Annotated in this window: 13 protein-coding genes and 1 pseudogene; 5 read left to right on the forward strand and 9 right to left on the reverse strand. The window is 74.2% G+C overall.

Translation table 11 applies throughout. From position 1 onward, the window contains the following. The first annotated feature begins 46 nt into the window (after window positions 1-46). Together ABD374_RS10785 and ABD374_RS10790 are read left to right on the forward strand one after the other, a co-directional pair. A complete protein-coding gene (locus ABD374_RS10785) occupies window positions 47-529 on the forward strand; it encodes an Lrp/AsnC family transcriptional regulator (protein WP_344493885.1) in 483 nt (160 codons plus the stop codon). A gap of 115 nt (window positions 530-644) precedes the next feature. After that, window positions 645-2,336, forward strand: coding sequence for a DUF885 domain-containing protein (locus ABD374_RS10790; protein WP_344493887.1), 1,692 nt, complete (start codon window positions 645-647; stop codon window positions 2,334-2,336). An 81-nt stretch (window positions 2,337-2,417) separates the two neighbouring features. Here the strand turns inward: ABD374_RS10790 and ABD374_RS10795 are convergent. Both ABD374_RS10795 and ABD374_RS10800 read right to left on the reverse strand, forming a co-directional pair. Then, window positions 2,418-3,235 (reverse strand): annotated as a pseudogene (locus ABD374_RS10795) (SDR family oxidoreductase). 46 nt (window positions 3,236-3,281) lie between these two features. Further along, window positions 3,282-3,788 (reverse strand): rhodanese-like domain-containing protein, encoded by a 507-nt coding sequence (locus ABD374_RS10800; RefSeq protein WP_344493891.1) that lies wholly within the window; start codon window positions 3,786-3,788, stop codon window positions 3,282-3,284. A 93-nt stretch (window positions 3,789-3,881) separates the two neighbouring features. Here ABD374_RS10800 and ABD374_RS10805 point away from each other — a divergent pair, with 93 nt between their 5' ends. After that, complete coding sequence (locus ABD374_RS10805) at window positions 3,882-4,328, forward strand: Lrp/AsnC family transcriptional regulator (protein ID WP_344493893.1); 447 nt, start codon at window positions 3,882-3,884, stop codon at window positions 4,326-4,328. Here ABD374_RS10805 and ABD374_RS10810 read toward each other — a convergent pair. From ABD374_RS10810 to ABD374_RS10825, 4 genes are all read right to left on the reverse strand, one after another. After that, window positions 4,289-7,432, reverse strand: a complete 3,144-nt coding sequence (locus tag ABD374_RS10810; protein ID WP_344493895.1) for an AAA family ATPase — start codon at window positions 7,430-7,432, stop codon at window positions 4,289-4,291. The genes ABD374_RS10805 and ABD374_RS10810 overlap by 40 nt on opposite strands. Continuing rightward, window positions 7,429-8,610 (reverse strand): exonuclease SbcCD subunit D, encoded by a 1,182-nt coding sequence (locus tag ABD374_RS10815; protein WP_344493897.1) that lies wholly within the window; start codon window positions 8,608-8,610, stop codon window positions 7,429-7,431. Before ABD374_RS10815 ends, ABD374_RS10810 begins: the two co-directional genes overlap by 4 nt. A 673-nt stretch (window positions 8,611-9,283) precedes the next feature. Continuing rightward, a complete protein-coding gene (locus ABD374_RS10820) occupies window positions 9,284-9,910 on the reverse strand; it encodes a YigZ family protein (RefSeq protein ID WP_344493898.1) in 627 nt (208 codons plus the stop codon). Between the two features lie 32 nt (window positions 9,911-9,942). Beyond that, on the reverse strand, window positions 9,943-10,497 hold the full coding sequence (locus tag ABD374_RS10825) for a DoxX family protein (RefSeq protein WP_344493900.1): 555 nt from the start codon (window positions 10,495-10,497) through the stop codon (window positions 9,943-9,945). A gap of 194 nt (window positions 10,498-10,691) precedes the next feature. Here ABD374_RS10825 and ABD374_RS10830 point away from each other — a divergent pair, with 194 nt between their 5' ends. Further along, on the forward strand, window positions 10,692-11,099 hold the full coding sequence (locus ABD374_RS10830; RefSeq protein ID WP_344493902.1) for a CoA-binding protein: 408 nt from the start codon (window positions 10,692-10,694) through the stop codon (window positions 11,097-11,099). Window positions 11,100-11,135: 36 nt separating this feature from the next. Here ABD374_RS10830 and ABD374_RS10835 read toward each other — a convergent pair whose 3' ends face one another. Together ABD374_RS10835 and ABD374_RS10840 are read right to left on the reverse strand one after the other, a co-directional pair. Further along, complete coding sequence (locus ABD374_RS10835; RefSeq protein ID WP_344493904.1) at window positions 11,136-11,690, reverse strand: YbaK/EbsC family protein; 555 nt, start codon at window positions 11,688-11,690, stop codon at window positions 11,136-11,138. A gap of 43 nt (window positions 11,691-11,733) precedes the next feature. Then, window positions 11,734-12,306: a helix-turn-helix domain-containing protein gene (locus ABD374_RS10840; RefSeq protein WP_344493906.1), complete on the reverse strand. Its 573-nt coding sequence runs from the start codon at window positions 12,304-12,306 to the stop codon at window positions 11,734-11,736. 94 nt (window positions 12,307-12,400) lie between these two features. On the opposite strand from ABD374_RS10840, the gene ABD374_RS10845 reads away from it, so the two are divergent. Beyond that, window positions 12,401-13,267 (forward strand): EamA family transporter, encoded by an 867-nt coding sequence (locus ABD374_RS10845; protein ID WP_344493908.1) that lies wholly within the window; start codon window positions 12,401-12,403, stop codon window positions 13,265-13,267. Between the two features lie 22 nt (window positions 13,268-13,289). On the opposite strand, the gene ABD374_RS10850 is transcribed toward ABD374_RS10845, so the two are convergent. Next, complete coding sequence (locus ABD374_RS10850) at window positions 13,290-14,045, reverse strand: acyltransferase (protein WP_344493910.1); 756 nt, start codon at window positions 14,043-14,045, stop codon at window positions 13,290-13,292. Window positions 14,046-14,116 lie beyond the last annotated feature (71 nt).

The raw sequence follows: 14,116 nt of genomic DNA on the forward strand, positions 1-14,116 counted from the left end.
ACAGCTACCGGGAGGTACGGACGCATGGCCGTGTTACGTTCGGCACATGGCCGAATCCGTCGTACTAGACCCGGTCGATCTGCACATCCTGCGCCTTCTGCAGAACGACGCGCGGACCACCTACCGCGATCTGGCCGCCGAGGTCGGGGTCGCGCCCTCGACCTGCCTGGACCGGGTGGCGCGGCTGCGCCGCTCCGGTGTGATCCTCGGCCACCAGCTGCGCCTCGATCCGGCCAAACTCGGCCGGGGCCTCGAAGCCCTGCTCCTGGTGCAGGTACGCCCGCACCGGCGCGAGCTCATCGGCCCGTTCGTGGAACGCATCAGGGCGCTGCCCGAGTCGCGGGCCCTCTTCCACCTGACCGGGCCCGACGACTACCTCGTCCACGTGGCGGTGGCGGACACGGCGGACCTGCAGCGGCTGGTCCTGGACGAGTTCACCTCACGGCGCGAAGTCGCCCGCGTGGAGACCCGGCTGATCTTCCAGGCGTGGGACTGCGGGCCGCTGCTGCCGCCCGCGGCCGGGCGCTGACAACGGGCTGCCGTCAAACCGCCGGTGACAGGCCGTCGGTGAGAGTCCGCCGGTGACGGTCCGCCGAGCCCGGACCGTAGTGACGCGGAGCCCTTTCCCGTACGAGGATGTCCGCATGTCAGTCACTTCGAGCAGCGCGCTCCCCCTCCCCCGCCAGGTCGCCGACGCGTACGTCGACGCACTCATCGCCCTCGACCCGATCACCGGCACGTACCTGGGGGTCGAGGAGAGCTCCCGCAGCCTGCCGGACTTCTCCCCCGCGGGGCAGGAGGCACTCGCCGAACTGGCCCGCACCACGCTCGCGGAGCTGGACAGGGCGGAGTCCCTGCCCGGCGCGGACAGTGACGTCGAGCGGCGCTGCGGCCGGCTGCTGCGTGAGCGGCTGAACGCCGAACTCGCCGTGCACGAGGCCGACGAGGGCCTGCGCGCCGTCAGCAACATCCACTCGCCCGCGCACAGCATCCGCGGCGTCTTCACGGTGACGCCCACCGGGACCGACGAGGACTGGGCGGCGGTGGCCGAGCGGCTGCGCGCGGTACCCGGCGCCCTGGAGGGCTACCGGGCGTCGCTCGCGCTCGGCCTGGAGCGGGGTCTCCTGGGCGGTCCGCGCGCCACGGGGACGTTCACCGGCCAGCTGACCGAGTGGGCGGGCACCGGGCGCGGCTGGTTCGAGGAGTTCGCGGCGGCGGGGCCCGACGCGCTGCGCGCCGAGCTGGACGCGGCGGCCCGCGGCGCGACCGAAGCCGTCGCCGCGCTGCGCGACTGGATGCGCGACGTGTACGCCCCGGCCGTGAAGGACGCGCCCGACACGGTGGGCCGCGAGCGGTACGCCCGCTGGTCGCGCTACTTCAACGGCACCGACCTCGACCTCGACGAGGCGTACGCGTACGGCTGGTCCGAGTACCACCGTCTGCTCGGCGAGATGAAGACCGAGGCGGAGAAGATCCTGCCGGGCGCGGCCACCCCCTGGGAGGCGCTGGCCTGGCTCGACGAGCACGGCACGCACATCGAAGGGGTCGAGGAGACCAGGGCCTGGTTGCAGGGCCTGATGGACGAGGCCATCGAGGCGCTGGACGGCACGCACTTCGAACTCGCCGAGCGGGTACGGAAGGTGGAGTCCCGCATCGCGCCCCCCGGCGGCGCGGCGGCGCCGTACTACACCACCCCCTCCGAGGACTTCTCGCGCCCGGGCATCACCTGGCTGCCGACGATGGGCGAGACCCGCTTCCCGGTGTACGACCTGGCATCGACCTGGTACCACGAGGGCGTCCCCGGGCATCACCTGCAACTCGCGCAGTGGGTGCACGTCGCGGATCGGCTGTCCCGCTACCAGGCGTCGGTCGGCATGGTCAGCGCCAACGCCGAGGGCTGGGCGCTGTACGCGGAGCGGCTGATGGACGAGCTGGGCTTCCTCGGCGACGCGGAGCGCAGGATCGGCTACCTGGACGCGCAGATGATGCGCTCCACCCGGATCATCGTCGACATCGGCATGCACCTGGAGCTGGAGATCCCGGCGGACTCGCCGTTCCACCCGGGCGAGCGCTGGACGCCGGAGCTGGCGCACGAGTTCTTCGGCATGCACAGTGGGCGGCCCGCGGACTTCGTGGAGAGCGAGCTGACCCGCTACCTGTCCATGCCCGGCCAGGCGATCGGCTACAAACTGGGCGAACGGGCGTGGCTGCTGGGCCGCGAGAACGCCCGCAAGGCGCACGGAGACGCCTTCGACGCGAAGGCGTGGCACATGGCGGCGCTGTCGCAGGGCTCGCTGGGCCTCGACGACCTGGTGGAAGAGCTGTCGAAGCTCTGACGGCCCGGGTACGCGGTACGGCGGCCGGGTCCGCCCCGGATCCATGCACCCGGTCGCCGTCGCCCCGGACCCTCCACGGGCTCACCCGCGCCGGAACCCGCCCTCGGAGCCGGTGGCCTGCCCCGTGATCCTTCCCCGAGCTCTCGACCCTGCTCGGGCGGGGGAGACCCCATTGCCTCGTCCGTGGCCAGTCAGGTGCCGGGCCGGACCGCCCGGCACGCCCCACCGCCCGGCGGGGAACACCGCGGTGATCGCTCCGTAGTCGTCACCGCTCGTGCGGCCCGTGTCGACAGGGCCCGGATCGACGGCGGCGACCGTCACCGCGAGGTCGGCGAGCGTGACGGCGAGAGTACGGGTGGCGGACGCGAGGGCGCCCCTGGCGAGACCGTACGCGACCTCTCCGGGCCTACCGCCCGCGATGTCCTGACCCGAGGTCATCCTGACGATCCGTCCGCCCGGTGAGCGCCGCGGCAGGGTCGCACGGAGGCGGGCGTACACCTGGACCAGCAGGGCCACGGACCGTGTGCCGACGGCCCGGTGCGCGTCGAGCACGGCCGCGCCGGCGGTGGCCAGCGTGCCCTCGGAGCCACTGAGGGCGTGGTTGGCGACGAGGACGTCGATCCGTCCGCCGAGCGCCTCGGTGGCAGTGGCGATCGGTTCGGCTGGAGCCCGGGGTCCGCCGGGCCGCCGGGCCGTGGGCGACGGTGGCGGCCGGGCCGGTGCTCGCTTCCCGTACCCCCGCGCCGACCGCTTCCGGGCCTTCGGGACCGGCGCCCCTGGGGTCACCGCGTGACCGACGCCACCAGGCGGCCGGCTCCGGCGACGGAGGCGGCACGGCCGCGCGGGGGCAGGGGGACGCGGCGGAGTCCGGCCGGGGAAGGCCCTGGAATCCTGGGCACGGCCCCCACCATCCTGGTGGTCCGTGCCGTACGGCGGACAGGCCGGTCAGCAGCCGCAGGCGTCGGATCCGACGGGCGCGGTGAGCGGGTCGGCGTCGCGCCGCTCCCGGCCCTGCCACGTCTCGACCTCGAAGCCCTCGCGGATCCAGTACTCGATGCCGCCGAGCATCTCCTTGACCTGGTAGCCGAGTTCGGCGAGGGCGAGGGCGGCGCGAGTGCCGCCGTTGCAGCCGGGGCCCCAGCAGTACGTGACGACCGGCACGGACTTGTCCAGGAGCCGCTCCGCCCGGGCGGGGATCTCCGCCGTGGGAAGGTGCAGGGCGCCGGGGACGTGCCCCTGGTCCCAGGCCTCGGTGGAGCGGGAGTCGATCACGACGAAGCCGGGGTCTTCGCCGGACGCGAGGACCGAGGCGACGTCGGACACGTCGGCGTGGAAGGCGAGGCTGGCGCCGAAGTACGCGGCGGCCGCGGCGGGGGCGGCCGGCGGGACGCGGAGAACGGCGTTCGCGCGGGTGGCGGCGGTCTGGGCGGCGGTGGTCTGCGTCGTCGTCATGGGTGAAAATCTACGGCGAGTGATCATCCGACTGAAGTGGGATTCCCCGGCTCTTCTCTTGATCTGCCGGTGGATTCCCTGTTGTCTCGGGGCATGACCGGATATTCACCGGACGCCACCGACTGGCGCATCCTGGAAGCCCTGCAACGCGAAGGCCGGGCCACGTTCGCCGAGCTGGCGCGCGCCGTGTCCATGTCCGCGAGCGCCGTGACCGAGCGGGTGCGGCGGCTCGAAGAGGCCGGGGTGATCTCGGGCTACACGGCCGTCGTCGAGCAGGAACAGCTGGGAATGCCCATCCTGGCGTTCGTGCGGCTGCGCTATCCGCACGGCAACTACAAGCCGTTCCACGACCTGCTCGAAACGACGACCGAGGTGCTGGAGGCGCATCACGTCACGGGCGACGACTGCTTCGTCATGAAGGTCGCGGCCCGTTCGATGAAGCACCTGGAAGAGGTCTCGGGCCGGTTCGGCACGCTCGGCTCGGTCACCACCAGCGTCGTCTACTCCTCGCCGCTCCCCCGGCGCGCGCTCAGCCGCTGACCGAAGGCCGCGTGGTGGCGCACCACGGAGCCGTGCCGGTCCTTGACGACCTCCAGCTGGGTGGTGACGCGGCGCCTCAGGTCGGCGACGTGGCTCACGATGCCGACACTGCGGTCACGTTCGCGCAGGGAGTCCAGTACGTCGAGGACCTCGTCCAGGGTCTGGTCGTCGAGGCTGCCGAAGCCCTCGTCGATGAAGAGCGTGTCGAGCCGTACGCCGCCGGCCTCGTCGGTGACCACGTCGGCGAGGCCGAGCGCGAGCGCGAGCGAGGCGAAGAACGTCTCGCCGCCGGAGAGGGTCGCCGTGTCGCGCTCGATGCCCGTCCAGGCGTCGACGACGTGCAGGCCGAGTCCCGACCGGCCCCGGCCGCCGGCCCTGGCGTCGGAGTGGACGAGGGTGTAGCGGCCGGAGGACATGAGCTGGAGGCGGGCGGTGGCGGCGGCCGCGACCTGCTCCAGGCGGGCGGCCAGGACGTACGACTCCAGGCGCATCCTGCGTTCGTTGTCGGCGGAGGTGCCGGCGGTGAGCGAGGCGAGGCGCGCCACCCGCTCGTACTGCTCGCGCAGCGGGCCGAGGCGGCGCGTCTCCTCGGCGGCCTGCCGCGACAGCCGGGCGAGAGCGGCGCAGCGCTCGCTCGCGGCGTCGAGGACGGACGCGGCGTCACGCAGTCCGCGCTCGGCGGCGTCGAACTCCGCCTGGGCGCGCTGCGGTTCGGCCCGGGGCCGGGCGGCGGCCGCGGTGGTCCCGGGCTCCGCCAGCCGGTCGGCGACGGCGGCCTGTTCGCGCTGCCAGTCGTCGATCCGGTGCTGGAGGTCGCGCTGCTCCGCGTCCCCGAGCAGCGCTTCGGCCGCCGCGCGCGGGGTCTCGAAACCGGCCTTGAACGCGGCGTCGGCGAGCCGGTCGTCGGCCTCCTTGAGGCGCCGGGCGGTGATCTCGACCGCCCGCACGGCTTCGGACGCCTCACCGAGCACCTGCACGCGGCGCTCCAGCAGCGCGGCATGCTCGGCGACACTGCGCGCTTCACCGCGGGCCCGGGCCAGTTCGGCTTCGAGGGACGCCTGTTCGCGGTCGAGCGCTTCGCGCTGCGAGGTACGAGCGGCGGCACGCCGTTCGGCCTGCCGCTGCGCGTCGACACGTCCGGCGTGCTCGCGCTCGGCGCGGTCCAGCGCCTCACGGGCCGCGTGCAGACCGGCGGCCACGGTGTGCGCCTCGGCGTGCTCCTGCCGCAACTCCTCGACCAGGGAGGCCAGTTCGCCGACGCCCACCTCACGCGGACGGCCGGATCCGGCGTCCCGGAGGGTTTCTGCCGGGGCAGGCACCGCGCCGGCGGTCCCCGCTTCGGCCGGTCCGCCGCCGGTGGCGGAGCCGCCCGCCTCCGCGCGCGCCGCCGCGTGGTCCTCGCGCACCGCTGCCAGCGCGCGCTCCGCCCGGGAGCGCACCGCCTCGGCGTCCGTATGGGCGGCGTACGCCGCTTCCTCCGCCGTACGGTCCACCTGGTCCGCCGCCGCCCGGGCGGGCGCCGGGTGCTCGGTCGAGCCGCAGACCGCGCACTCCTGGCCGTCGCGCAGGTTCGCCGCCAGTTCGGCCGCGATGCCCAGCAGCCGGCGTTCCTTCAGGTCCAGCCACCTCTCGTGGGCCGAGGCGGCCTCCTCCCGGGCCGTCCGCAGCCGCTCCTCGGCGGCCGTGACCTGTTCGCCGAGCGCGTCGCGCCGGCGTGCGGCGTCGAGTCTGCGGCGGGCCGGTTCGAGCCGTCCCGCCAGGTGCTCGGCGCGGGTCACCGCGTCCTGGGCCGCTTCGATGCGCTCCTGGCAGCGGCGGCGGGTCGCGTCCCAGCCGTCCAGCCAGTGGGCGGCGTCCCGCAGCAGTTCGTCGTCGGCGCGGGCCTGCCGCTCCAGCGCCGCCCGCTCCCGGCCGATCTCCTCGCCGCGCCGCTCCGCCCTGCGGGCGGCTTCGAGGCCGCCGAGCTCCTGGCGGAGCCCGCGTTCCAGTGCGGCGAGGTGCTCGGCGCCGGTGTCGGCGAGGTCCGGCGGCAGTTCGGCCCGCGCGCGTTCGCGGGCCGAACTCGCCGCGCGGTGCTCCCGCTCGGCGTCGTCGCGCAGCGCCAGGGCGGGGGCGACGCGGTCGGCCCGGCGGGCGCGGTCCTGGAGCGCGCGCAGCCGCTCGTATTCGGGGCGGCGCGCTTCGAGCGCGTCGGCGCGCCCGCGCGCGTCGGCGTACCGCTGCTGGAGGGCGGCCAGTTCGCGTTCGGCCTCCAGGGCGGTGCGGGCCGCGGTCCGCCGGCTCTCCGCCGCGGCGACCGCCGACTCCGCGACGGCGAGCCGTTCGTGCGCACCGCTGCGCGCGATCGCGGCCCACTCCCGTACGGCCCCGGCGAGTCCGGGCTCGCCGGGCTGCGCGCCGGGCAGCGGCCACGCGCGCGCGTCCGCGCTGTCGCCCGCCGCCTGCGCCATCCGCTGCGCGACGGCGAGCAGCCGCTCGTCCCCGGCCCGCACCTGCTGCTCCGCCGAGCGGCGCAGTTCGGCGAGACGCTCTTCGACGGCGGCGAAGCGGCGGGTGTCGAAAAGCCGTCCGAGGAGCTTGCCGCGTGCCTCCGCGTCGGCCCGCAGGAAGCGCGCGAAGTCCCCCTGGGGCAACAGCACCACCTGGCAGAACTGCTCCCGGCTCATGCCGACGAGCTGGGTGATCTCCTCGCCGATCTCCTGGTGGGAGCGGCTGAGCGCCTTCCACCCGGTGCCGGACCGGTACTCGCGCAGCCAGCTCTGCGCCTTCTCCGTGGTGAATCCGGTGCCCTTCTTCTTGGGGCGCGGCTGTGCGGGGCGCCGGGTGATCTCCAGGCTCCGCCCGCCCACGGTCAGTTCGAGGCGCACCTCGGTCGGCAGGCCGTGCGGGGCGTGGTCGCTGCGCAGCGAGGCGCCGGGGCTCTGCCGGGCGCCCGGCACCGCGCCGTACAGCGCGTAGCAGACGGCGTCGAGGACGGAGGTCTTGCCGGCGCCGGTCGCTCCGTGCAGCAGGAAGACCCCGGCGGCGCTGAGCGCGTCGAAGTCGACTTCCTGGGTGGTGCCGAAGGGCCCGAAGGCCGTGATGTGCAGAGTGTGCAGCCTCATCGGGCGGCCCCGCGCACACCGTCCTGCGCGAGCGCGGTGTCGACACGTACGTCGTCGAGGACGCTCTGGAGCAGGGTGCGCTCCCGGTCGTCGGGGCCGCTGCCACCGCGCACATGGGCCACGAAGTCCTCCGCGATCTGCTGGTCGTCGCGCCCCTTGAGCCGCTGGGCGTAGGACGCCAGGGGATCCTCGGGGGCCCGTTCGGGGGCGAAGACGAGGCTGACGGTGTGCGGGAAGCGCGCGCTGAGCCGCGCCATGGGTTCCGGCGGGCGTACGGGATCGGTGAGTGTCGCCTCGATCCAGGACTCCTCGTGGCGCGCGAGGGCGGGATCCTCGACGAGTTCCTCCAGACGACCGCGGATCCGGGCGACGCGCCTGGGCACGGGGCAGTCGATCCGCTCGCCCTCGACCTCGCCGCCGGGCCCGAGGTCGATCAGCCACACCGTCTTGCGGTGGTCCGCCTCGGAGAAGGAGTACGCGAGCGGGGATCCCGAGTAGCGGACGCGTCCGGTGACGGCCTGGCAGCCGTGGAGGTGCCCGAGGGCCACGTAGTCGACGCCGTCGAAGACACCGGCGGGGACGGAGGCCACGCCGCCGACCGTGATGTCCCGTTCGCTGTCGCTCGGTTCGCCACCCGCGACGAAGGCGTGCGCGAGAACGACCGAGCGGGTGCCGGCGGGCCGCTCGGCGAGGTCGGCGCGTATCCGCTCCATCGCCGCCCCGACGACGGCCTCGTGCCCGGCCCCGGCCGTCTTGAACTCCTCGCGCACCAGGGCGGGTTCGAGGTACGGCAGCCCGTAGAAGGCCACGTCTCCGTGCGCGTCGGAGAGGACGACGGGCGTGGCGCACCCTGCCGGGTCGGTACGCAGATGGATCCCGGCCCGGTCGATGAGTCCGGCGCCGACGCCGAGCCTGCGGGCCGAGTCGTGGTTCCCGGAGATCATGACGGTCGGCACGCCCGCGGCGGCGAGCCGGTGCAGGGCCCGGTCGAAGAGTTCCACGGCGGCGAGCGGCGGCACGGCACGGTCGTACACGTCCCCCGCCACCAGCACCGCGTCCACGTCCCGCTCGCGCACCGTCGTCACCAGGTGGTCGAGGAACGCGGCCTGGGCGTCGAGGAGGTTCACTCGGTGGAAGGAACGCCCCAGGTGCCAGTCCGACGTATGCAGAATCCTCAAGAGACGGCTCCGACCTGCATGTGTACCTTCTTCCGCCCCCTGGTCCGGCGCCGTCCCGGCGCGGACCCGACTGTCAGCACGGACCACGTTAGCGCCGGTCGGCACCCGGCCTGTCACAGACCTCTGTTTTCACCGGGTTCCACCGGGTTCCACCGGGGGAGGGAGTCGGCGCAGTGCCCGGCCCGCCGGGGCGTCGACGGCGGCGTCGGTCCGGGGGGAGACGCCGGAGGTTTCGCGGGAACGCCCCCGGCAGCCGCCGCGGGAGCCGGGGATCCGCGGCAGCCCCGGTCCGTGACGTGATCCCGGTCGGTGCCCGCGCCAGGGCGCGTCCGCGAACAGCGTCCCCTTCCCGGGTCCCGCGGGCCCCGGTGCTTCGGGGGCGGCGCCCGTGCCGGGCGGCCGCACGACGGGTCCCGGTGGGCCCCCGGGGCGCCGGGAGCGCGCCGCCCGCGAAACCGTTCGCACGGCGGTTCCGCGATCCGGCCGGCCGAGTCCCGGGACACACGGGAGCCCTCACCCCGCCGTGACGGTCAGTCATGTGAGGTTACGGTCGCCCCGGCTGTCCGGCAGTACGCCGCGCCCGGCGCACCGGGGCTCCGAGGCGTGCCGGGGCGTGAAGGCAGACCGGGGCGTGAAGGCAGGCCGGGGCTCCGAGGCGCGTCGGCGTTCGCCCTCAGGCGTCGCCGTACGCCTCTCCGCCGAGTTCGAACCCCGCCGTGCCCGCCGTGGCGTCGGCCAGCCAGGCGCGGAAGGGCTCGACGTCCGCCTCCGGCAGCCCGACCTCGATCGCGACCGCGTCGGCGTACCGCACCTCGCGCACCGCGCGTCCGGTCGCCCGCAGGTCGTTCTCCAGTTTTCCGGCCCGCTGGTGGTCGACGGTGACGGTGGCGAGCCGGAAGCGCTGCCGGGCGATCGTGCCGAGGGCGTCCAGGGCTTCGCCGACCACACCGCCGTACGCCCTGATCAGCCCGCCCGCGCCGAGTTTCACGCCGCCGTAGTAGCGGGTGACGACGGCGACGGTGTACCGCACCTCGCGGCGCATCAGCATCTGGAGCATCGGTACACCGGCCGTGCCGCCCGGTTCGCCGTCGTCGCTCGCCTTCTGCACGGAGGCGTCCGCGCCGACGACGTACGCGTAGCAGTTGTGCGACGCCGTCGGGTGTTCCCGGCGGACGCGCGCGACGAAGTCCTGCGCCTCCCGCTCGGTCGCGGCGGGTGCGAGCGCGCAGAGGAAGCGCGACCGGTTGATCTCGGCTTCGTGCACACCCGCGCGGGCGACGGTCCGGTACTGCTCCTGCATGCGGCCCACCCTATGCGCAGGCCACGGGGTCGCTACTTCCGGAGCAGCAGGACGGCGACGGCGACCACCAGTCCGACGGCCACGGCGGCGGCGCCGTACGCGAGCCGGTGGGTGCGCAGGCCGGGCAGGAAGCGGTCGGCGGCGTACCGGCCGGGACCGGTCAGCGTGAGCGCGACCGCGGCCGCCGTGAGGAGCACCTCGTACTCGATGCCCTCGGGGGCGAAGAAGCCGCCGCCCCACTTCACCGCGAGCACGTTGACCATGGTGCCGACGAGGGCCGCGCCGGCCAGCGGGGTGAGCAGACCGAGGACGAGCCCGAGGCCGCCGAGCGTCTCGGTGAGACCGGCCACGGCCGCCATCGCCTCGCCGGCCGGGTAACCGCTCGCGGTGAAGAACTGGCCGGTTCCCTCGAGCCCGCCGCCGCCGAACCAGCCGAAGAGCTTCTGGGTCCCGTGCGCGGCCATGGTCAGGCCGAGGGCGAGACGGAGTACGAGCAGGCCGGTGTCGTAGCCGTGGAGCGAGGGGGTGCGGCGGGCAGCGGTACCGCTGATGACGGGGAGGCCGAGAGTGCTGGTGGGGGGAGTCATGTGAGGGGCTCTCCTGTGGGGTCGGGCCGGTCGGAGTTACTTGAAACTTCAAGTCACTCGTCGCGACGATACACAGCGGTACAACCTTGAACAACGACGCGCCGGTGAGCAGACCGGCGCGGCGCCCCGGGAATGCCCGCGGGGCGCCACCCGTTGGTCACCACAAGTGACCTTCCGACCCCAGGAGGCAGGGCGTGTACGGCGACCCGGCAACGATCCGCAAGATCCTCACGCAGTCCGGCGACACCTGGGCGGTGGTGGGCCTGTCCGGCAACCGGTCGCGGGCGGCGTACGGCGTCGCCGAGGTGCTCCAGCGCTACGGCAAGCGCGTCGTGCCGGTCCACCCGAAGGCCGAGACGGTCCACGGCGAGCAGGGGTACGCGTCACTGGCCGACATCCCGTTCCCGGTCGACGTCGTGGACGTGTTCGTCAACAGCGACCTCGCGGGCGGCGTCGCGGACGAGGCGGTGGCGGTCGGCGCCCGGGCGGTGTGGTTCCAGCTCGGGGTCGTCGACGAAGCCGCCTGCGAACGCACCCGCGCCGCCGGTCTGGACATGGTCATGGACCGCTGCCCGGCGATCGAGATCCCCCGGCTCGGCTGACGGCCGCCCGGACCGGGGGCGCGCCGCCGGACGGGGTCAGACGCCGAGCCCGTCGATGACGACCGCGCCCGGCAGTCCCGCGAAGGCCTTGCCGGGCAGGATGAGCTTGCCCCTGCGGCGGCCGCTTCCGATCAGGACCCACGGGACGCCGGTGACGGCGGAGTCCACGAGCAGCGGCCAGCCGGCGGGCAGCCCGACCGGCGTGATGCCGCCGTACTCCATGCCGGTCTCGCCGACGGCCGTGTCCATCGGGGCGAACGACGCCTTGCGCGCGCCGAGGTGCTTGCGGGCCGCGCCGTTCACGTCCACGCGCGTACGGGAGAGGACCACGCAGGCGGTCAGCGTGCTCTCGCCGCCCCGCCTGCCCGCGACGACCACGCAGTTCGCCGAGGCGTCGAGAAGCCCGGCGCCGTAGTGCTCGGCGAAGGCCGCCGTGTCGGCGATCTCCGGGTCGGTGTCGACGTAGATGAGCTGGTCGGCGGGTACGTCATTGCTCCACGCGCGCACGGCCTCCGCGACCGGCGCGGTCAGCAGGCCGAGGCAGTCGGGGGCGGGCGTGGCGTTGTCGAAGTCTCCGAGAGGGGCGCGCATGGGCAGACGCTAACAGCCGCCCCCGGAGGGAGTGTTGGCCGTCTCAGCGTGCGGGCGGAATCGATACGGCCATCGTCATCTCGACCGTCTCGGCGCCTTCGTTGCGGTACGCGTGCGCCACGTTCGCCTCGAACGTCGCGGAGGTCCCCGCCGGCACGGAGTGCGGCTCGCCGTCGACCACGAGGGTCAGCTCGCCCGCGGTGACGTGCAGCAGTTCGACGGTCCCACCGGGGTGCGGGTCGGACGCGCTGCTGTCGCCCGGCATCAGCCGCCAGGCCCACAGCTCCAGCGGACCACGGGTCTCGGTGCCGACGAGCAGCGTGGTGTGGCTGCCCGCGTCCGTGGACCACATGCGGACCGCCTGTTCCCGCGGTACGAGGCGGACCTGCTTGCCCTGTTCGTAGTCGAGCAGGGTGGTGATGCTGACGCCGAGCGCGTCGGCGAGCTTCACCGTGGTGCCGACGCTCGGGTTCGTACGCGCCTGCTCGATCTGGATGATCATGCCGCGGCTGACGCCCGCGCGGGCGGCCAGCGCGTCCAGCGTGAAGCCGCGCTCGGCCCGCCAGCGCTTGAGGTTGCGGGCGAGCGACTGCGTGAGCTGGTCGAGGTCCGACACATTCCGTCCAATATTTTGGATGACAGGGTTCAATGAGTTGCACTACGGTCTGGTGCACCGAACCGTTCACCGCACTGTACTGCGAGGCCCCGTCATGACCGCACTCTTCGCCCTGGCCACCAGCCTGCTCTGGGGACTGGCCGACTTCGGGGGCGGGCTGCTCACCCGGCGTACGCCCGCACTGACCGTCGTCGTCGTGTCCCAGTCCATCGCCGTGGTGGTGCTGGGCGCGGTCGTCGTCGCGACCGGCGGCTGGAGCGAGGCCGGGCCGCGGCTGTGGTTCGCGGTGGCCGCGGGCGCGGTCGGGCCCGTCGCGATGCTGTGCTTCTACAAGGCCCTCGCGCTGGGCCCGATGGGCGTCGTCTCGCCGCTGGGGTCGGTGGGCGTCGCCGTGCCCGTCACGGTCGGGCTGGTCCTCGGCGAGCGTCCCGGGCTGCTCCAGTTCGCCGGAATCGCGGTCGCGATCGCCGGAGTGGTGCTGGCGAGCGGCCCGCAGCTGCGCGGCGCGCCGGTGCAGCGGCAGGCGATCGCACTGACGCTGGTCGCGGCGGTCGGCTTCGGTGCGGTGCTGGCCCTGATCGCCGAGGCGTCCACCACCCTGGTGGGGCTGTTCCTCGCGCTCTTCGTCCAGCGCGTGACCAACGTGGCGGTCGGCGGCGCGGCGCTGTACGTGTCGGTCAGGCGCGGCGCCAGGGCCTTTCCCGAGGACGGTGGGATGCGCGTGATCCGGTCCGCGCTGCCCGCTCTGGCGTTCGTCGGTCTCGCCGACGTCGCGGCGAACGGCACGTACTCCATCGCCGCCCAGACCGGTCCGGTCACCGTCGCCGCCGTACTGGCCAACCTCTACCCGGTCGTCACGGCGCTGTGCGCCCTCGCCCTCCTCAAGGAACGGCTGCGCGGCGTGCAGGCGGCGGGTGCCGGGCTGGCGGTGGTGGGCACGGTGCTGCTCGCCGCGGGGTGAGCGGACCGGCGTCCGCCGCGGCTCACTCGGCGGCCCCGGCCTCCAGCTCGGCCAGCGCCAGCAGTTGCTCCGGAGTGACGCCCTCCGGGATCGGTACGGGCGCGGGCGTGCGCAGCGGCGGCTGCCAGCCCTTCACCGCGTCCCAGCTGCGTACGATCCGGGCGGGCGCCCCGGCCACCACCGCGTGGTCGGGCACCTCGCCCCGTACGACCGCGCCCGCCGCGACGACGACGTTGCGGCCGAGCCGGGCGCCCGGGAGGATCACGGCGCCGGTGCCGATCCAGCAGCCGGGGCCGATCTCCACCGGGTTCATGCGGGGCCACTGCTTGCCGACGGGGACCTCGGGATCGTCGTAGCTGTGGTTCGTGGACGTCACGTACACGAACGGGCCGAAGTAGCAGTCGTCCGCGATGGTCACCGTCGTGTCGGCGACGACATGGCTGCCGCGGCCGAGGACCACACCGTTGCCGAGCCGCAGGATCGGGTCGGGGCCGAGGTCGAGACCGGGCATCATGCCGGCGGTCAGGGTGACCTGCTCGCCGATGATGCAGTGGTCGCCGAGGTGGATCCACTCCTCGCCGAACACGGTGCCCTGCGGGAAGGCGAGCTTGGTTCCGGTGCCGATCGCTCCGAAGCGCAGCCGGCCCGGGCGCTCCGCGCTGACGGCTCCGGCCTGCTGCACCCAGCGCCATCCGGCGTGCACGGCGCCGGTCACCAGGCGGCGGCGCCAGGCGGCCGGCGTGGACAACGATGAGAACGTGTTTCTGTTCTTCGGCACCCGCACACGGTAGTCCGCGGGACGCGGGGGCCCGGAGCGGCCTGCTGTGATGTTCGCCCCACCCCCGCCCC

The organism is Streptomyces enissocaesilis (assembly GCF_039533765.1).
Taxonomy (GTDB): Bacteria; Actinomycetota; Actinomycetes; order Streptomycetales; family Streptomycetaceae; genus Streptomyces; species Streptomyces enissocaesilis.

Coding starts and splice junctions, on each gene's coding strand:
- ABD374_RS10825 (WP_344493900.1), bottom strand. CDS start 10,497: ATGACTCCCCCCACCAGCACTCTCGGCCTCCCCGTCATCAGCGGTACC.
- ABD374_RS10810 (WP_344493895.1), bottom strand. CDS start 7,432: ATGAGGCTGCACACTCTGCACATCACGGCCTTCGGGCCCTTCGGCACC.
- ABD374_RS10820 (WP_344493898.1), bottom strand. CDS start 9,910: ATGCAGGAGCAGTACCGGACCGTCGCCCGCGCGGGTGTGCACGAAGCC.
- ABD374_RS10845 (WP_344493908.1), top strand. CDS start 12,401: ATGACCGCACTCTTCGCCCTGGCCACCAGCCTGCTCTGGGGACTGGCC.
- ABD374_RS10785 (WP_344493885.1), top strand. CDS start 47: ATGGCCGAATCCGTCGTACTAGACCCGGTCGATCTGCACATCCTGCGC.
- ABD374_RS10805 (WP_344493893.1), top strand. CDS start 3,882: ATGACCGGATATTCACCGGACGCCACCGACTGGCGCATCCTGGAAGCC.
- ABD374_RS10835 (WP_344493904.1), bottom strand. CDS start 11,690: ATGCGCGCCCCTCTCGGAGACTTCGACAACGCCACGCCCGCCCCCGAC.
- ABD374_RS10790 (WP_344493887.1), top strand. CDS start 645: ATGTCAGTCACTTCGAGCAGCGCGCTCCCCCTCCCCCGCCAGGTCGCC.
- ABD374_RS10800 (WP_344493891.1), bottom strand. CDS start 3,788: ATGACGACGACGCAGACCACCGCCGCCCAGACCGCCGCCACCCGCGCG.